General features: G+C 66.1%; 14 protein-coding genes. 7 read left to right on the forward strand and 7 right to left on the reverse strand.

Annotated elements, in window-relative coordinates; all coding sequences use genetic code 11:
• Positions 1-7 precede the first annotated feature (7 nt).
• Entirely contained in the window at positions 8-682 is a 675-nt protein-coding gene (locus tag ASG67_RS07290; RefSeq protein WP_235535141.1) for a DUF6975 family protein, read from the reverse strand.
• Positions 683-958: 276 nt separating this feature from the next.
• Between ASG67_RS07290 and ASG67_RS07295 the strand changes: the two genes are divergently transcribed.
• The 3 genes from ASG67_RS07295 (at position 959) to ASG67_RS07305 (ending at position 4,848) form a co-directional block, all read left to right on the forward strand.
• Positions 959-3,247, forward strand: coding sequence for a S9 family peptidase (locus ASG67_RS07295; protein ID WP_414887475.1), 2,289 nt, complete (start codon positions 959-961; stop codon positions 3,245-3,247).
• 127 nt (positions 3,248-3,374) lie between these two features.
• Entirely contained in the window at positions 3,375-4,403 is a 1,029-nt protein-coding gene (locus tag ASG67_RS07300; RefSeq protein ID WP_056527691.1) for an aspartate-semialdehyde dehydrogenase, read from the forward strand.
• 1 nt (position 4,404) lies between these two features.
• Complete coding sequence (locus ASG67_RS07305; RefSeq protein WP_056527694.1) at positions 4,405-4,848, forward strand: GFA family protein; 444 nt, start codon at positions 4,405-4,407, stop codon at positions 4,846-4,848.
• 6 nt (positions 4,849-4,854) lie between these two features.
• On the opposite strand, the gene ASG67_RS07310 is transcribed toward ASG67_RS07305, so the two are convergent.
• Positions 4,855-5,478 (reverse strand): YitT family protein, encoded by a 624-nt coding sequence (locus ASG67_RS07310; RefSeq protein WP_200940747.1) that lies wholly within the window; start codon positions 5,476-5,478, stop codon positions 4,855-4,857.
• A 178-nt stretch (positions 5,479-5,656) separates the two neighbouring features.
• Here ASG67_RS07310 and guaB point away from each other — a divergent pair, with 178 nt between their 5' ends.
• Genes guaB through ASG67_RS07325 form a run of 3 tightly spaced genes read left to right on the forward strand, consistent with a single transcriptional unit; the run spans position 5,657 to position 8,841 of the window.
• The gene (guaB, locus tag ASG67_RS07315) at positions 5,657-7,114 is read left to right on the forward strand and encodes an IMP dehydrogenase (RefSeq protein WP_056527697.1); all 1,458 of its coding nucleotides are present in this window, start codon (positions 5,657-5,659) and stop codon (positions 7,112-7,114) included.
• Between the two features lie 21 nt (positions 7,115-7,135).
• Positions 7,136-8,305: an RsmB/NOP family class I SAM-dependent RNA methyltransferase gene (locus tag ASG67_RS07320; protein WP_056527701.1), complete on the forward strand. Its 1,170-nt coding sequence runs from the start codon at positions 7,136-7,138 to the stop codon at positions 8,303-8,305.
• A 35-nt stretch (positions 8,306-8,340) separates the two neighbouring features.
• The gene (locus tag ASG67_RS07325; RefSeq protein WP_056529021.1) at positions 8,341-8,841 is read left to right on the forward strand and encodes a tetratricopeptide repeat protein; all 501 of its coding nucleotides are present in this window, start codon (positions 8,341-8,343) and stop codon (positions 8,839-8,841) included.
• 38 nt (positions 8,842-8,879) lie between these two features.
• On the opposite strand, the gene rsmA is transcribed toward ASG67_RS07325, so the two are convergent.
• From rsmA to ASG67_RS07345, 4 genes are all read right to left on the reverse strand, one after another.
• Complete coding sequence (gene rsmA / locus ASG67_RS07330) at positions 8,880-9,698, reverse strand: 16S rRNA (adenine(1518)-N(6)/adenine(1519)-N(6))-dimethyltransferase RsmA (protein ID WP_235535098.1); 819 nt, start codon at positions 9,696-9,698, stop codon at positions 8,880-8,882.
• The gene (gene pdxA, locus ASG67_RS07335) at positions 9,695-10,705 is read right to left on the reverse strand and encodes a 4-hydroxythreonine-4-phosphate dehydrogenase PdxA (RefSeq protein ID WP_414887479.1); all 1,011 of its coding nucleotides are present in this window, start codon (positions 10,703-10,705) and stop codon (positions 9,695-9,697) included. Before pdxA ends, rsmA begins: the two co-directional genes overlap by 4 nt.
• A gap of 13 nt (positions 10,706-10,718) precedes the next feature.
• The gene (locus ASG67_RS07340; protein WP_056527709.1) at positions 10,719-12,092 is read right to left on the reverse strand and encodes a peptidylprolyl isomerase; all 1,374 of its coding nucleotides are present in this window, start codon (positions 12,090-12,092) and stop codon (positions 10,719-10,721) included.
• A 65-nt stretch (positions 12,093-12,157) separates the two neighbouring features.
• The gene (locus tag ASG67_RS07345) at positions 12,158-14,401 is read right to left on the reverse strand and encodes an LPS-assembly protein LptD (RefSeq protein WP_056529027.1); all 2,244 of its coding nucleotides are present in this window, start codon (positions 14,399-14,401) and stop codon (positions 12,158-12,160) included.
• 214 nt (positions 14,402-14,615) lie between these two features.
• Between ASG67_RS07345 and ASG67_RS07350 the strand changes: the two genes are divergently transcribed.
• The gene (locus ASG67_RS07350; RefSeq protein ID WP_056527712.1) at positions 14,616-16,085 is read left to right on the forward strand and encodes a leucyl aminopeptidase; all 1,470 of its coding nucleotides are present in this window, start codon (positions 14,616-14,618) and stop codon (positions 16,083-16,085) included.
• Between the two features lie 197 nt (positions 16,086-16,282).
• Here ASG67_RS07350 and ASG67_RS07355 read toward each other — a convergent pair whose 3' ends face one another.
• Positions 16,283-17,326: a YncE family protein gene (locus ASG67_RS07355; RefSeq protein WP_056529030.1), complete on the reverse strand. Its 1,044-nt coding sequence runs from the start codon at positions 17,324-17,326 to the stop codon at positions 16,283-16,285.
• Positions 17,327-17,411: the final 85 nt, after the last annotated feature.

The following is a 17,411-nucleotide window of genomic DNA, read 5'->3' on the forward strand; positions in this document are numbered from 1 at the left end:
CGGCTGGCTATCGGGGCTCGCGCGCCGCCGCCCGTGCCTCTAGCAGGTTCCACAGGCCATATTGCTGACCCAACAACTGCCGCACACCGAAACCCATCGCCCGCTCGGTCGCCGGCGTGTCGCCCAGCATCGCCACCGCCGCGGCGTTGATATCGGCCGTGGGCAGGCTACTGGCGGCAAGCTCGGCGCCGAAAGCCTCCGCCGCGACGGCAAGCAGTCGCCGCACCGTCTCCCAATCCATCACCAGCGCCACCGCTGCGCCGGTCGCACAGCCGCGACGATCCGACTGGGCGAGCATGCCGAGCGCATGGCGCATCCCGACCAGCGCACCCTCCGTTTCCGCCTGACCAGGTGTGGAGGGAAGGGGGCCGACCGCCGCCGATAGGCGCACCAGCATGGCGCGTTCGCCGGCGAATCCCTGCGCGGCGATGGCCAGCCAGTCGCACGCGTCCGGTTGCGCGCAATGGTCGCTCGCCTCGTCGATCATGCCGGGATGGCCGCCATGGACGGTGCAGAGCGCATGGACAGCGTCCGACAGATCACGGCGCGAAGGTCTGGGCGCGAGCAGGCGGCGGACATGCGGGTGCCTGATACTGCCATCGACCGCCACCAGCCCGGTCAGCATGGTCCAGGCGCTGTGTCGGTTGGCGGGTTCGATGCCAATACTGATGCCGAACTGCATATTATCCAAATGCCTGGTCCCACGTGAAGGTGCGCGGCTGATACGCCATCCGACGCCACTGCCTTCAAAACGGTTCTACACGGCCCGTCGTAAAGAGTTGGTTGACGGCGCCTTCATCGATCGTGCCATTCATCGCAATCGTGGGGGTTGTGGCGTCCGCCGCCGGTCGCGATAAGCGGCCATGCTCCCGCGACCGCGGGGCATGATCCTCCGGAGACTGACGGGATGCGCGCATGGTTGCTGGGATTAGCCTTGGCCTCGACGGGAACGGCGGCGATGGCCGCTGACCAGGTCGCGCCATCGACGCCGGCCGCGCCGGTGCAGGCGGCAAAACCCGCGCCGATCCCGCCGGTAGAGGGTGGCGACCTGACGTTGGCACGCGTCTTCGGCAATCCCGATCTGTCGGGCCAACAGCCGCGATCGCTGCGCCTGTCACCCGATGGCAGCCTGTTGACGAGCCTGCGTAACCGCCCGGACGACAAGGAGCGGTTCGACCTGTGGGCCACCGATGCCGTGACCGGTGCTGAACGGATGCTGGTGGATTCCAGCAAAGTCGGGTCAGGCGCCGAGCTGTCCGAGGCAGAGAAGATGCAGCGCGAACGCGCGCGGATCGGCGGGTCGAAGGGGATCGTGGCGTATGACTGGTCGTCGGACGGCAAGTCGATCCTGGTGCCGCTGGACGGCGACCTGTTCCTCGCCACGCTGGACGGCAATGTCCGCAAGTTGACGCAGGGAGCGGGCGGGGCGCTCAATCCCGTCGTGTCGCCGCGTGGCGGCTTCGTCAGCTATGTCCGCGACCAGAATCTGTACGTGCAGTCACTTGGCTCCAACGCGGGCGCGGCCAAGGCGGCGACCACCGATGGCGCTGGCACCGTCCATTGGGGCGAGGCCGAGTTTGTCGCGCAGGAGGAAATGGATCGCAGCACGGGTTACTGGTGGAGCCCCGACGACCGCTACATCGCAGTCGAGCGGTTCGACGAGGCACCCGTCCATGTCGCCACGCGCGCGGCGATCGGCGCGACCGGCACGCGGGTGTACGAACAACGTTATCCGGCGGCCGGCACCCCCAATGTGCTGGTCGACCTGTACGTGATGAAGCCGGACGGCACCGGTCAGGTGAAGGTGAATCTCGGTGCGGAACGCGACATCTATCTGGCGCGGGTCGACTGGACGCCGGATGGTTCGGGCCTGCTGATCCAGCGCCAGTCGCGCGACCAGAAGCGGATGGATGTGCTGCGCGTCGATCCGGCGACGGGTAAGGCCACGATCCTGTTCACCGAGCGGGCTGGCGCGAAAAGCTGGCTGAACCTGACCGACGCCTATCAGATCATGCGCGACGGCAGCCTGATCTGGCGGTCCGAACGCAGCGGTTACGGCCATCTGTACCGCTTCGCGGCGGGCAAGTGGACACAGTTGACCAAAGGCGACTGGGTCGTGACCGGCCTGGTCGGGATCGACGAGGGCAAGCGCCGGATATTCTTCACCGGCACGCGCGACGATGTGCTGGAACAGCATCTCTATTCGGTCGATATCGCCAAGCCCAACGACATCACCCGCCTGACCGAACGGGGCGCGACCTATTCGGCGACGATGGACGGCACCGCCACCCGCTTCGTCGTGTCGCGGTCCAGCCCGACCCAGCCAACGCAGGTCTATCTGGCCGATGCGGATGGCAAGCGCGTCCGCTGGATCAACGAGAACGCGGTGGTCGCCGGCCATCCCTATTTCCCATATCTCGCCAGCCATCAGCAGACGACGTTCGGGACGATCAAAGCGGCGGACGGATCGACGCTGCATTGGGAGATGATTACCCCGCCGCTGGAGCCGGGCCGCAAATACCCCGTGTTCTTCCAACATTATGGCGGCCCGCACAGCCAGCAGGTGACGCGCGGCTGGCAGGGGCCGTTGCCGCAGTTCCTGGTCGATCAGGGTTACATCTTCTTCCAGATCGACAATCGCGGCTCGATCAATCGCGGCAAGGCGTTCGAGGACCAGATCTATCACGCGATGGGGACGGTGGAGGTCGCCGATCAGCTCGCCGGCGCGGATTACCTGAAGACGCTGCCGTTCGTCGATCCGGCGAAGATCGCGACCTATGGCTGGTCCTATGGCGGATACATGTCCATCAAGATGCTGGAGAAGACGCCGGGCGTCTATGCCGCTGCCGTATCCGGCGCGCCGGTGACCGAGTGGACGCTGTACGACACGCATTACACCGAACGATATATGGGCGACCCCCGGCTCGATCCGGCGGCCTATGCGGCATCGGCGGCGGTGGCGGACGCGGCCAAAATCCGTGATCCGTTGCTGCTGATCCACGGCATGGCCGACGACAACGTCTTCCTCGACAACTCCACCGCCTTTGCCGCGGAGATGCAGAAGACCGCGACGCCGTTCGAGATGATGTTCTACCCCGGCTATACCCACCGCGTGTCGGGACCGGGCATCAGCCAGCATCTATGGGGGACGATGCTGTCGTTCCTCGATCGGACGGTGAAGAACAAACCCGAGGCGCCCGCCGTGCCACCACCCGCAGCGCCGGTGCCGGCAACGCCTGCTCCTTAGCGCGGATTTGCTCGTGCGGGTCATGCCGGGTCACGCTCGTAGCATGACCCGCACGCACGATTAGGAAAGCGATTGGACGCCGTGGCGCAATGACGCTACGGGCGCGCCACGGATTTTGGAGAATGACATGGGTTACCGGGTCGTGGTCGCAGGGGCGACGGGCAATGTCGGGCGCGAGATGGTGAATATCCTCGCCGAGCGTGAATTCCCGCTCGACGAGATCGCGGTGTTGGCGTCGTCGCGCAGCCAGGGCGACCAGATCGAATATGGCGACACCGGCAAGATGCTGAAGGTGCAGAACATCGAGCATTTCGATCCGGCCGGCTGGGACATGGCGCTGTTCGCGATCGGATCGGAAGCGACCGCCGTCTATGCGCCGAAATTCGCCGCCGCCGGTTGCACCGTGATCGACAATTCGTCGCTGTACCGGATGGACCCGGACGTGCCGCTGATCGTGCCCGAGGTGAATGCCGACGCGATCGACGGGTACAAGGCGAAGAACATCATCGCCAACCCCAATTGCTCGACCGCGCAGATGGTCGTCGCGCTGAAGCCGCTGCACGATGCCGCCACGATCAAGCGCGTCGTCGTCGCGACGTATCAATCGGTATCGGGCGCGGGCAAGGTCGGCATGGACGAACTGTTCGAACAGAGCCGCAACATCTTCGTCGGCGATCCGGCGGTGGCGAACAAGTTCACCAAGCAGATCGCGTTCAACGTGATCCCGCACATCGACAGCTTCCTGGACGACGGATCGACCAAGGAAGAATGGAAGATGATCGTCGAGACCAAGAAGATCATGGGCGCCAAGATCAAGGTCGTCGCCACCTGCGTCCGGGTGCCCGTGTTCGTCGGCCATTCCGAGGCGCTGAACGTCGAGTTCGAGAACGAGCTGACGGCCGAGGATGCGCAGGATATCCTGCGCGAGGCCCCCGGTATCATGCTGATCGATAAGCGCGAAGATGGCGGCTATATAACCCCGATCGAGGCGGCGGGTGACGACGCCACCTATGTCAGCCGCGTGCGCGAGGACCCAACCGTGGAATTCGGCCTGTCGCTCTGGTGCGTGTCGGACAATCTTCGCAAGGGCGCGGCGCTGAACGCGGTGCAGATCGCGGAATTGCTGGGGCGGCGTCACCTGCAAAAGGGCGCCTGAGGTGATCGCGGGCGGCTGCCGTTGTGGCGCCGTCCGCTATACGGTGGCCCGGGATACGTTGCCGGCCGCCTATGCATGCCATTGCACCGATTGCCAGACGTGGAGCGGCAGTGCGTTCAGCACACAGTTCTTCATGGCGGTGGAGGTGCTGGCAGTGAACGGCACCGTCACCGAATATGGCTTCGTCAATCCGATTGGGCGGTTTTCCGTGCAGCGCTTTTGCCCGACCTGTCACACGCGGCTGTACAACACGAACGATGCGCGGCCGTGGCTGGTCAATATCCGGGCCGGCACACTGGACGACAGCGCCCGGATCGATGTGCCACTGCATATCTGGACGCGCAGCAAACAGCCCTGGATGATCCTGCCGGCAACCGCGGAATGCTATCCCGAGGCGGCACCGATCGCGGCGCTGGAACGGCTCGCGATGCTCACGTCATTCTGAACGGGATCAGTGGCCGATGTAGCGGCCCGGCCGATGCCACGCGATCAGGATCAGGCTGATCGCCACCGCGCTCAGGATCGACCAGCCGAGTTCCGGGCCGCTAACGACCGGGATCGCGGCCGACAGGATCAAGACGTCGAGCACGATCTGCGTCGACCCGGCGTTCCAGCCCCGCGTCCGTTGCAGCCACAGGGTGATGACGCCGGTGCCGCCGACGCCCGCCTGATGCCGCGCGAGGCACAGGATGCCCATGCCGATCAACGTGCCGCCGACGATCGCGGCAAAGGCGGGATGCACGTCCATCACACGGATCGACATGCGCGTCAGGCTGGAGAACGCGGCGATGCCGACATTCACCAGCACCGTCTTGATCGCAAAGCGCGCGCCCAGCACCTTGTGCGCGAAGGCGAAGAACGGAATGTTGATGAGCGTGAACAACACGCCCGCCGGCAAGGGGATCAGATAGGAGAGTAGCAGCGCGACGCCGGCGATGCCGCCCGTCACCAGCCCCGCCGATTTCAGGAATACCAGCCCCAGCACCAACAGGATGCAGCCGATCGCCAGCGCGTACGCATCTTCGGCTACGCTGTGCGGCCGACCGATCGGCAGGGATTCAGTTCGGGGCTGCAATACCGGTTCCTCGTGATGGACCAGGCATCCTCCCCGCCGCCGTGAGCCGGCAATCGTGGGATGGTCCCTATCGTGCCCCGCCCCCGCCGCCAAGCAGAACGGATGCCCCCTAGCGAGAGACGGGTATCTTGGTTACATGGCCCGCCACTTGCCCTCACTGCAGGATTCGGCAGCCCCCATGGATATCCGCCTCGGCCTAACCTTTGACGACGTGCTGCTCGTGCCTGCGGCCTCCTCGGTCCTGCCGAGCATGGCGGACACGCGCACGCAGATCACGCGCGGTATCTCGCTGAACATCCCCGTCGTCTCTGCGGCAATGGATACGGTGACGGAGGCCGACATGGCGATCGTCATGGCGCAGCTTGGCGGGATCGGCGTGCTCCATCGCAACCTCACGATCGAGGAACAGGTCGCCGCCGTCCGCCAGGTGAAGCGATTCGAAAGCGGCATGGTCGTGAACCCGATCACGATCGCGCCCACCGCGACGCTGGCCGAGGCGCAGGCGCTGATGACGCATCACCGGATCAGCGGCATCCCGGTGGTCGAGGCGAACGGTCGCCTCGCCGGCATCCTCACGAACCGCGACGTGCGTTTTGCCGAGGATCCGCGCCAGCCCGTGTCCGAACTGATGACGCATGAGAACCTTGCCACCGTGTCGACGGATGTCGGGCAGGAGGAGGCACGCCGCCTGCTGCACCAGCGCCGGATCGAAAAGCTGCTGGTGGTCGACAAGGACTATCGCTGCGTCGGCCTCATTACCGTCAAGGATATCGAGAAGGCCGCGATCCATCCGGATGCGACCAAGGATGCCACCGGCCGACTGCGCGTCGCCGCCGCCACCACGGTCGGCGACAAGGGCTTCGCGCGGACCGAGGCGTTGGTCGATGCCGAGGTCGATCTGGTCATCATCGACACCGCGCATGGTCATAACAGCGAGGTCGCGGCGGCGGTCGATCGGGTGAAGCGCTTGTCGAACACGGTGCAGGTCGTCGCCGGCAACGTCGCGACCGGCGCGGCGACGCGGGCGCTGATCGATGCGGGCGCGGACGGGATCAAGGTCGGCATCGGCCCCGGATCGATCTGCACCACACGCATCGTTGCCGGCGTCGGCGTGCCGCAGCTGACGGCGGTGATGGATTGCGCCGAAGAGGGTGCGAAGGCGGGCGTGCCGGTGATCGCCGATGGCGGCCTGCGCACCTCCGGCGATCTCGCCAAGGCGCTGGCGGCGGGTGCATCGACCTGCATGGTCGGATCGTTGCTGGCCGGCACCGAGGAAGCACCGGGCGAGACGTTCCTGTATCAGGGTCGCGCCTATAAATCCTATCGCGGCATGGGATCGGTCGGCGCGATGGGTCGCGGGTCGGCGGACCGGTATTTTCAGGGTGACATCAAGGACCAGATGAAGCTGGTCCCCGAAGGTATCGAGGGGCAGGTCGCCTTCAAGGGCGCCGCCCGCGAAGTGATCCATCAGCTCGTCGGCGGCATCAAGGCGGCGATGGGCTACACCGGCGCCGCGACGATCCCGGATCTTCAGCGCAAGGCGGAGTTCGTGCAGATCACCGGCGCCGGCCTGAAGGAAAGTCACGTCCACGACGTGACGATTACGCGTGAGGCTCCCAATTACCCAACCCGTTAACCAGCATGAAGGGGTGCCATCATGACACCAGGCGCCCGTACCGAAGCCGCGATCGAGTTGCTCGACGCCATCATTACCGCCGCGCGTGAAGGCGGGGCCGCGGCCGACACGCTGATCGCGCGCTACTTCGGCACGCGCCGCTATGCCGGGTCGAAGGACCGTCGCGCGGTGCGCGAACTGGTCTATGCTGCGATCCGGCAGGCGGGCGATGTGCCGCCGAGCGGTCGGGCGGCGATGTTGTTGCTGGCCGATGCCGATCCTGCCATCGCTGCGACGTTCGACGGCGTGGCGCATGGCCCGGCCGCGATCGGGCCGGACGAGGTGCGGGCCGAACCCGGCATCGCCCCGCCATGGCTGATCGAGGCGCTGATCGCGTCGGGGCTGTCGGCCGACGCGCTGCCGGCGCTGATATCGCGCGCGACGTTGGATGTGCGGGTCAACGCGTTGAAGACGGCACCCGAACTGCCCGACGCGACGCCTCTGCCGCGCGCGGACGGCGGCATGCGCTTGCCGACGGGCACCAATATCGAGGCGCTGCCGGCATGGCGCGACGGGTCGATCGAGGTGCAGGACGAGGGCAGCCAGATCGTCGGCCTCGCGCTGCCGGCGAAAGCGGGCGACCGTATCGTCGATCTGTGCGCGGGCGCAGGCGGCAAGACGCTGGCGCTGGCGGCGCGGATGCAGGATCAGGGGACGCTGCTGGCCTGCGATACCGATCGAACTCGTTTGTCGCGGCTGCCGGCGCGGGCGGAACGGGCAGGGGCGACCAGCATCGAGACGCGGTTGCTCGACCCCAAGAGCGAACTGGCGACGCTGGAGACGTGGCGCGGTTCGGCCGATGGCGTGCTGGTCGATGCTCCCTGCTCGGGGACGGGGACGTGGCGCCGCAACCCGGAGGCGCGCTGGCGGCTGACACCTGATCGGCTGGCGCGGCTGGTCGAGACGCAGCGGCATGTGCTGGGCATCGGCGCGGAACTGGTGAAGCCGGGTGGCAGCCTGGTCTATATCGTCTGCTCGTTGCTGGACGTTGAGGGGCGCGAACAGGTCGATGCGTTTCTGGCGGATCATCCGGGCTGGCGGGCGGAGACGCCCGATCTGCCGGCCGGACGGCGGCATGGCTTCGGTATCCGGCTAGACCCCGCAAATGACGGTACGGACGGGTTTTTCGTCGCGCGGTTGGTGGCGCCGTGATACGCCGTTACGCCAGACCCCCCATGGAGACGTTCATGCGCTTTTCGTCCGTCGCCCTCGCCGCTGCGCTGGCGACCGTCAGCATCACCACGTCGCTACAGGGTCAGCGACCGGATGATCAGATCGACGCCCGCTCGCTGCAATTGCTGACGCAAGGTCGTGCGATGAAGGCGGCGGGTAATCTCGATGGTGCGACGGATACGCTGGAGACGGCGGTCGCGGTGGATCCGCGCAACCGGGGCGCGTTCATCGTGCTGGCTGAGGTAGCGGGTCAGCGCGGCCTGCCGGGCAAGGCGATCCGGCTGTACCGCGAGGCGCTGTTGCTGGAACCCAACGATCGGGTGGCGTTGAAGGGGCAAGGCGAGGCGCTGGTGGCCAAGGGCGCGATTTCACGGGCCAAGGACAACCTCGCCAAGCTACGGACCCTTTGTAAGGGTGCCTGTCCGGAAGCGACAACGCTGGCGGCGGCGATCGCCAAGGGACCGCCGGTGACGACGGCGCAGGCGGATGCCAAGCCGGTGGCTGCCAAACAGTGACCGTCGCTTCCCTTCCTCTCCCTTGCGAGAGGAAGTGGTTATGAAAGCGCTCTGGCCAGCGTAACGAATTCCTCTACCGATACGGTCTCGGCACGGCGGGTGGGGTCGATACCTAGTTTCTCCATTGCCTCGGCAGCACCCGGCACCCCCTTCACACTCTGACGCAGCATCTTGCGACGCTGGCCGAAGGCGGCGGCGGTCAGGCGTTCCAGCACCTTGAATGTCACGCCGGCGGGCGGCTCGGTGGGGACGAGGTGGACGACCGCCGACATCACCTTGGGCGGCGGCGTGAAGGCGGAGCGGTGGACGGGCATCGCGATGCGCGCGGTGCTACGCCATTGCGACAGCACCGCGAGCCGGCCATAGGCATCGTCGTCCGCCGATGCCACGATCCGGTCGGCGACCTCACGCTGGAACATCAGCGTGCAGGATTGCCACCATGGTTGCCAGTCGGCCGACAGCCATCCGACCAGCAGGGCGGTGCCGATATTGTAGGGCAGGTTCGAGACGATATGTGGCTTGCCGGTAAACAGCGATGGCGCATCGATCGCCAGCGCATCGTCCTCGATCACGCGCAATTGTCCGGGATAGGCATCGTCCAGTTCGGCGAGCGCCGGGATACAGCGACGATCACGCTCGATCGCGGTGACGCGCGCGCCCGCCGCCAACAGCGCACGGGTAAGGCCACCGGGACCCGGGCCGACCTCCAGCACCTCGGCACCGTCCAGCTTGCCGGGAACGGCCGCGATGCGGGCGAGAAGTTGGCCATCGAACAGGAAATTCTGGCCGAGCGCCTTGGACGCCGACAGTCCGTGGCGGGCGATCACGTCCCGCAAGGGGGGCAGCGATGCGGTCACGCCGCGATGGCGGCGGCGGTTGCGGCGCGGCGGGCGGCGGCCTCTCCGGCCATCGTGATCGCGGCGATCATCGCCCCCGGCTCGGCGTGGTCCTGACCGGCGATCGCGAACGCGGTGCCATGATCGGGCGACGTGCGGACGATCGGCAGGCCCAGCGTGATGTTGACACCGTCATCGAAGAACAGCGTCTTGAGCGGAACCAGCGCCTGATCGTGATAAGGGCACAGCGCCACGTCGTACCGTGCACGAGCGCGGGGATGGAACAGCGTGTCGGCGGCGTGCGGACCGGTGATATCCATGCCCTCGGCCTGTAATATGGCGATGGCCGGTTCCATCACGTCGATCTCCTCACGCCCGATCGCGCCGCTTTCGCCGGCATGGGGGTTGAGGCCGGCCATGACGAGCCGGGGCTGGTCGATCCCGAAATTGCGTTGCAGGCCGCGTGCGGTCGCCCGCGCCTTGTGCAGGACGAGGTCGATCGTAAGCAACTCGGAAACAGCGGACAGCGGCACATGCGTCGTCATCGGCACGACGCGCAGGCCGGGACCGGCGAGCATCATCACGGCGTTATCGCCCGAAACGCCGCAACGCTCGGCGACGAATTCGGTCTGGCCGGGATGGGTAAAGCCGATCGCATAAAGCTGCGATTTCGATACCGGCCCGGTGACGAGCGCACTCGCCGCCCCCGACCGGACGAGCCCCAGCGCCAGTTCGATCGACCGCAGCGCGCAGCGCGCACCCTCAAGATCGGGCACGCCCGGCACGATCTCACCGGCGTCCTCGACCGTCATCACCGGTAGCGCGTCGGCGAACGCACCGACCGCCGCGCGAGGATCGGTGATCGCGGCGATCGGGCCGTTCCAGACCCGCATCACCGACCGCGCATCGCCCACCGCAAAGAACGGCGGCAGGCCACGCTCGATGCGGGCGTCCCAGGCCTTGGCGACGATCTCCGGCCCGATGCCGGCGGGATCGCCGAGTGAGATCGCCAGCGGCTGCGTCGTCACGGCCGCCATCCCGTCAACGATATTCCACCACCGCGTCACGGCGGAGATCGCGCAGCTTCTGCTGGGCGCGCAGATTGACGCGCTGCTGCTGCAACTGGTTCTCGACCTGATCGGTGGAGGGTAACTGCCCGGTCTTCGGATCGTCGCGACCGCACAGCACCAGGGCGCGGACGCCCTGTTCGGCCGAACCGAACGGCGGCGTCGACTGGCCGATCTGAAGCTGCAGCATGATGTCGGCCAACTGCGGCGGCAGATCGCGGATGCGGACCGTGTCGTTGTCGACTACTTCGGCGTTCACCGTCGCGGCGATCTTTTCGACCGTGCCGCAACCCTGGATCTGCTGGATCGCCTTGCCGAACGCGGCGGCGCGGGTGCTGGCCTCGGCCTGCGTCGTCTTAGCGGGGAAACGGAGCGTCAGCTGCTTCAGGTTCAACTTGGCGTCGCGCGGATCGGCGGTCAGTACTTGGCGCTTGTCGGTCAGGTAGATGATCGAATAGCCGCCTGGGATCTCGATCGGCCCCGCGACCTGACCGACCTGCATCTGCTGGGCGGCGGTGGCGAGCTCTGCCGGCAACTGCGCGCCGCGCACCCAGCCCAGATCACCCTCGACGCCGCGCGTCGATGCTTCCGAATATTGCCGGGCGAAGAAACCGAACGGTTGCTGCGCCTTCTGGATTTCGGTGATCAACTGACGCGCCTTGGCCGCGACCTGATCCTTGGTCGCGTCGTTGGCCGACAGATAGATTTCGCGGAGGTTGAACTCCTCGGTCCCCTTCGACGCTTCCAGCCGGTCGATGATCGCCTTCACCTCGGCATCGCCGATGTTGACGAACGGCTCGACCTTCTTGCGCAGGTAACGCTGCCATGCCAATTCGCCCTCGATCTGCCGCTTCAGCGACCGCTCCGACGAGCCGGATTCGCGCAGGTACGCGGTCATCTGTTGCGGCGTGCGATTAAAGTTCTTGGCGACCCGGTCGTAGCTTTGCGTCAGCTCGGCGGGTGTGATGGTGACGTCGGCGGTCTTCGCTTCCTGAATCTGCAGCGTTTCGTCGATTAACTGGCGCAGCACCTGCAGCTTCAACCGGTCGCGATCCTCGGCGCTCAACTGTTGGTTGTTCGCCGCCAGCACCAACCCGACGCGCTGGTCGAGATCGGTGCCGGTGATGACCGTATCGTTGACGATCGCAGTCGGCTTGCGGACATTGGGGTCGAGCTTGCCGAAAAGCTGGAAATTGGTCGGCAGGTCCAGGCCCGCGGCGGAATTGGGCGTGGCGCCCTGTTCCTGGGCCACGGCGCCACCGGCGATGGCGGCCAGCGCGGCTACACCCAGCAATCGGCCGATACCGGCCCGTCGACGATCATGCTTCACGTACGTACCAATCCCCATCCGCCGTTTCGGCCTGCCGCCGTCTGCAAAACGACGCGACTATCCCCACGATGCTGAACAGGCGCTTAGCGACCGAGGTTGGTAAAGGCCAGCGTCAGCGAGAAGTTGTTCCCCTTCCGCGCATCACCGATTTGGCGATAGTCGCGCCGCCACGTCAGGCCGAGCCGCAGGCAGTCGTCCTCATACTGCACGCCCAGACGGTGGCGGATCGGATCGAAGCCGTCCGCCAGCGATAGCGGGTCCTCGTCGCGATTGGTCAGATCGACGATCGCCGAGCCGAACACCGACCAGAACCGCGCAAACTGCACGCGGCCGGCGACCCGCGCCTCTTCACGATCACGCAGATCCTCGACTGTCACGATGTTGCGATCCAGCTTCAGATAGCCGATCAGCGCGTAGGTGCCACGCGATCCGATCGTCGCGTCGATCTCGTTCCGGCGGATCTTGAACCCGTCCTTATCAAGCCGATACCGGTGGATCACCGAGACAAAATCGTGGAAGCGCAGTTCTGTACGCCCGACATAATCGGACCAGCGATCCGACAGGCCGGTGCCGTCTGGCAGGATGGTTGGCCGCACCGATAGGCGGTAACTCTGGCCGACCACGGTATCCAGCGTGAAGCCGGGCAGGTCGAGCGCCCATTCCGCGCCGTATGTCGCCCGCGTCGAATCCTCAAACCGATCATATCCGGGAAACCGGTTGAGCGCGAATAGGTTAGCATCGTCCAGATCGACGGCGCGCGAATCCTCGTTGGGGATCGAGAAGTTCTTGATGCGCGGCGCGGCGACGATCTGGAAGCGGGGGGTCAACCGCTGCGTCCCGGCGCCGAAACTGCCGATCAACGGCCACCGCACGTCGAGCGAGACCGCACCGATCGCCCGCGTCTGGAACCCTTCCTCGCCGCGATAACTGGCGACGGCGGTGCTGAGCGTGTCATTGGCGTTATAGGCGTCGCCGCGCGCAAAGGCCGTCAGCGTCAGTTCCTGCCCCCAGCTCGTCAGCCGGCGCAGATCCCAGCGTAGGCTGGCAAACGCCCGCTGCGTATCCTGTCCCTCGGTGCGAGTTAGGGCGAGGCTGTTGACCTGCATCTCGACCCGCCCGCCCAGCAGGCCATCGGCGAACCGGCGGCGATAATCGATCTCGGGCAGGGCGATCGGCTGCAAGCCCTGCCGATCGTTGACCCGCAACGTCTGCACCGCCCAGCCGGTCAGCGCGAAATAGCTGTTCGCATCGATCCGCTGGATCGTCGCCGTGTTGCGCAGCCGATCGTCGCGCGAGATGTTGTAGCGGCGCAGGAACGTGCGGTCGGTGGTCAGACGCAGCGATCCGCTGGCGCTCCATTCCGGCGAGAACTGGTAGCGCGTCGTGCCATCCAGATACCCGCGTAGCGCCTGGCTGGTGTCGGTCGGGTCGACGGTGTTCAGATCGTCGCTGCGCCGGCTTTCCGTCAGATAGCCGCGCAGTCGGAGCGCGCCGTTGCTGGTCAACTGCGAATATTCCACATCCGCCATCGGTAGGACGCTGGTGTAGATATGCGGCGTAACGGTCAGCCCGCGATTGGACGCCAGTGCGAAATAATAGGGTAGCGAGAATTCCAGGCCGTTGACCCGGCTGTACTGCGCATTCGGGCTGAGCAGGCCGCTGTCGTTGCCGCCACCGACCGGATGCGAGAATCGCGGCAGGGGCACGGTCGGCAGGCCGAACAGGTTGATCCGCGCCCCGTCATAATAAACGCGCTTGCGCTCGGGGCGATACGTCACGCGCACCGCCGTGATCTTCCACGTCGGTTCCTTCGGACAGTTGGCGGCGTTGGTCACGGCGCACGGCGTATAGGCGGCCGACACCAGCCGGACGGTGCCATCCGTTTCGCGCGTGCCCTTCGCCGCGGCCAGCCGTCCGCCCTGTTCCAACACGACCAGCATGTTGTCGACCACGCCGTCCTTCAGCGAATCGGTCAGGTCGATGCGGTCGCCATAGGCGATGTCACCTTGCGGATTGGCGATGGCGATGTCGCCCGTCGCCACGACCTTGCCGGTCTTGCGTCTCCACACGACCTTGTCGGCGCGCAGCCGCTCACCCTGGCGAAGCATGCGGACATCGCCGGTCGCGGTGACGATGTCGGCGTCGTAATCATATTCCAGCGTCGTCGCGCTGAATTGCACCTGATCGTCGGTGAGCGGTGGCGTGGCCACGGGCGGCGCGACCGGCGCAGCCGGTGCCACCGGCCGGTCCTGCAGATCCTGCGCGGCGGCGATCGCCGGCGTCGCCAGGATCAGGGCGAACGCCGTCGCCAATACGGGTGCCAGCATGGGCGCCGGCACGGGGGTGGGGGCACAGCCGGTCGGCAGGCTGAAACGCGACACTGGTACTGGACCCCTTCGGTCGATGCGGCCGCCCTGATACGGTCGCTTGTTACGATGCGCCTATCGCATCGCCGGCCCCGCGCCGCAATGCAAGCGGGCGGTTGCGCTTGTTAAGGGCGCGCCGAACCCTAGATGGGACGAAGTGACAAAGAGGGACTTCATGCAGATCCACTTCATTCCCGCCATCGCCCCCGACGCGCCGTTCGTCGCCTTTCCCGTCGGCAAGGACGGCCTGGCACGTGTCGAATGGACGCGGATCGGCGCTGGGGTGGAACCGATCGCCCGCGCCGCCGCGACTGCCGCCCGATTCTCTGGCGAGGCCGGTTCGGTCGTCGAACTGTTCGTACCCGGCGACGCGGTTAAGCGCGTGCTGCTGGTCGGCGTCGGCACGGGCGCCGATAGTGATTGGACGAAGGCGGGCGGCGCGATCGTCGCGCGGTTGCTGACGTCGGGCACAACGGAACTCGCCGTCGATCTGACCGGCAGCGGTGCGACACCCACTGCCGCCGCCCGGCTCGCCGCCGCTGCCGCGCAACGGGCATGGCGGCATGACGTGTACCGGACCAAGCTGGCCGACACCGCCAAGCCGACGCTGACCACCATCACGATCGCGGGCGCACCGGATGGCACGGACGAGGCGTGGCGGACGCAGGATGCGATCACCCAGGGGCTGGCGCTCACCCGCACCCTCGTCGCCGAGCCGGCCAACATCATCTACCCGGAAACCTTCGTCGAGCGCGTGCGCGCCGAGGTCGAGGGACTGGGCTTGGAGATAACGACCCTCGACGAGGACGAAATGCGCGCGCTTGGCATGGGTTCGCTGCTCGCCGTCAGTCTTGGGTCGGTTCGCGAGGCCCGCGTACTGGCATTGCGCTGGCAGGGTGCGGGCGAGGGTGATCCTGATCTGGCGCTGGTCGGCAAGGGCGTGACGTTCGACACCGGCGGCATTTCGATCAAGCCGGCCGCCGGCATGGAAGATATGAAGTGGGACATGGGCGGTGCGGGCGCCGTCGTTGGCGCGATGAAGGCGCTGGCGGGGCGCAAGGCGAAGGCGAATGTCGTCGGCGTCTGCGGGCTGGTCGAAAACATGCCAGACGGCGCGGCTACGCGGCCGGGTGACGTCGTGACGTCGATGTCCGGCCAGACGATTGAGGTGCTGAACACCGATGCCGAGGGTCGGCTGGTGCTGGCCGATACGATCACCTGGACGCAGAAGACGTTCCGGCCGAAGACCATCGTCGATCTCGCCACGCTGACCGGTGCGATGATCGTGGCACTGGGCAACGAACATGGCGGTCTGTTCTCGAATGACGATACGTTGGCCGATCAGTTGGTGGCGGCGGGGCTGGCGACCGACGACAAGCTATGGCGCTTCCCGCTGTCGGCCACCTACGACAAGATGATCGACAGCCCGATCGCCGACATGAAGAACGTCGGCCCCCGCGGCGCTGGATCAATCACCGCCGCACAGTTCATTCAGCGCTTCGTCGATGATGGCGTGAAATGGGCGCATCTCGATATCGCCGGCATGGTATGGTCCGACAAGGCGGGTCCGACTTGGGACAAGGGCGCGACCGGCTACGGCGTGAAGCTACTCGACCGCTTCGTTGCGGATAACTTCGAGAAGTAAATTCTCGGTCCCGTGGCTTAGGCCTCGGACCAGTTCGGATCGCGGCGCGGCTACAGGGTAATTCAGTCGCCCGCCGGTCGCGATCCGATCACCGGTGATCTGGGCTAATCTCTTAGCGCCTGTTTTTATAGAGCACTGCAGCCGATAGCTTCGCACGGATCTGGGAAACGAGCCGCTTAATGTTCAAACCGTTGCCGTCAGCCACTTCCTTGCGACTCCTGAAATAAAACGGCGGCATCGGGTGCCGACCCGGTGGCGAATCGACCCGTGACCTTCCATGTTCGGATGTCCACGATCGCCACGTGATCGTTCTCCAGCGAGGCGTACAGGGTGTCGCCGATCAGATTGAGGCCCGGCGCTCCGACGCCAAGAGGCAGGCGAGCCTCCTCGGCCAAGGTTATCGGATCGAGCAGGGACAGACTTTTGTCGGCCGTGTTCGAGACGATCAGCTTGCCATCCGACTGCGTCACGACCCGAACCGCCTCGCCGCGCATCGCGCGTCGTGTCCGTTCCGCAAGCGTCGTCGAATCCAGCGCGTGAATCGTGCCACTGGGACGATCGATGACGTACAATGTTTGCTCGTCGCGGCTTAGCGTCATGGCTTCCGGCGCTGCTCCGATATGTCGGCGCAGGGGGGCAACGGCCATGTCGTCGGGATCGACCGCGATGACCCCGCCACTCAGCGTGTCGGCGATATAGGCCCGCGTGCCATCGCGCCGAATGACCAAGTAATGGCTGCGCGCGCCACCGACCGGGATCAGGCGTGACGGTGTTCGGTCCGCCACGGGATTATCGAAGCGCGCCAGGATGCTGTCCTGTTCCGACAGCACATAAAGGCGGCCCTTGCTGTCCGTCCTCACGGCATGTAGCCGCCCCAGTGGCGAAAGATCGATCGTTCCGGCCAGTTCTCGACCAACGAGATCGATAATCCACACCTGGCTGCCGCCAGCGCCGGGGGCCTTCCAGCTTTCCACTCCATAATGCCCCACGAAGGCGAACCGCCCCGTCAGGTCGAGTGCGATCTCGTGCGGTTGTGTTCCCAATGCTACCCTTCCGAGCTGCGTACCCGTCGGGACCGCATAGAAGGCGACGCCGCCGGCGCCCTTCTCGACCAGTGCCAGCGTGCGAGCCTCGGCCGCCGCCGGCACCGTCCGCGCCATCGCGCGGGCGGCGACCACCGTTGCCGCGATGGCGCTACCTGCAAGAATCCATAGTCCCTGGCGACGATCGATCGGCGGCATGTCGTTTCCCTTTATGCCTACAAGAAGCGAATAGGCGCGCGGTTCCGGGTCAGCGGACCCATTGTCCAGCATGGACGTTCAGTCG

The organism is Sphingomonas sp. Leaf339 (assembly GCF_001426195.1).
Taxonomy (GTDB): Bacteria; Pseudomonadota; Alphaproteobacteria; order Sphingomonadales; family Sphingomonadaceae; genus Sphingomonas.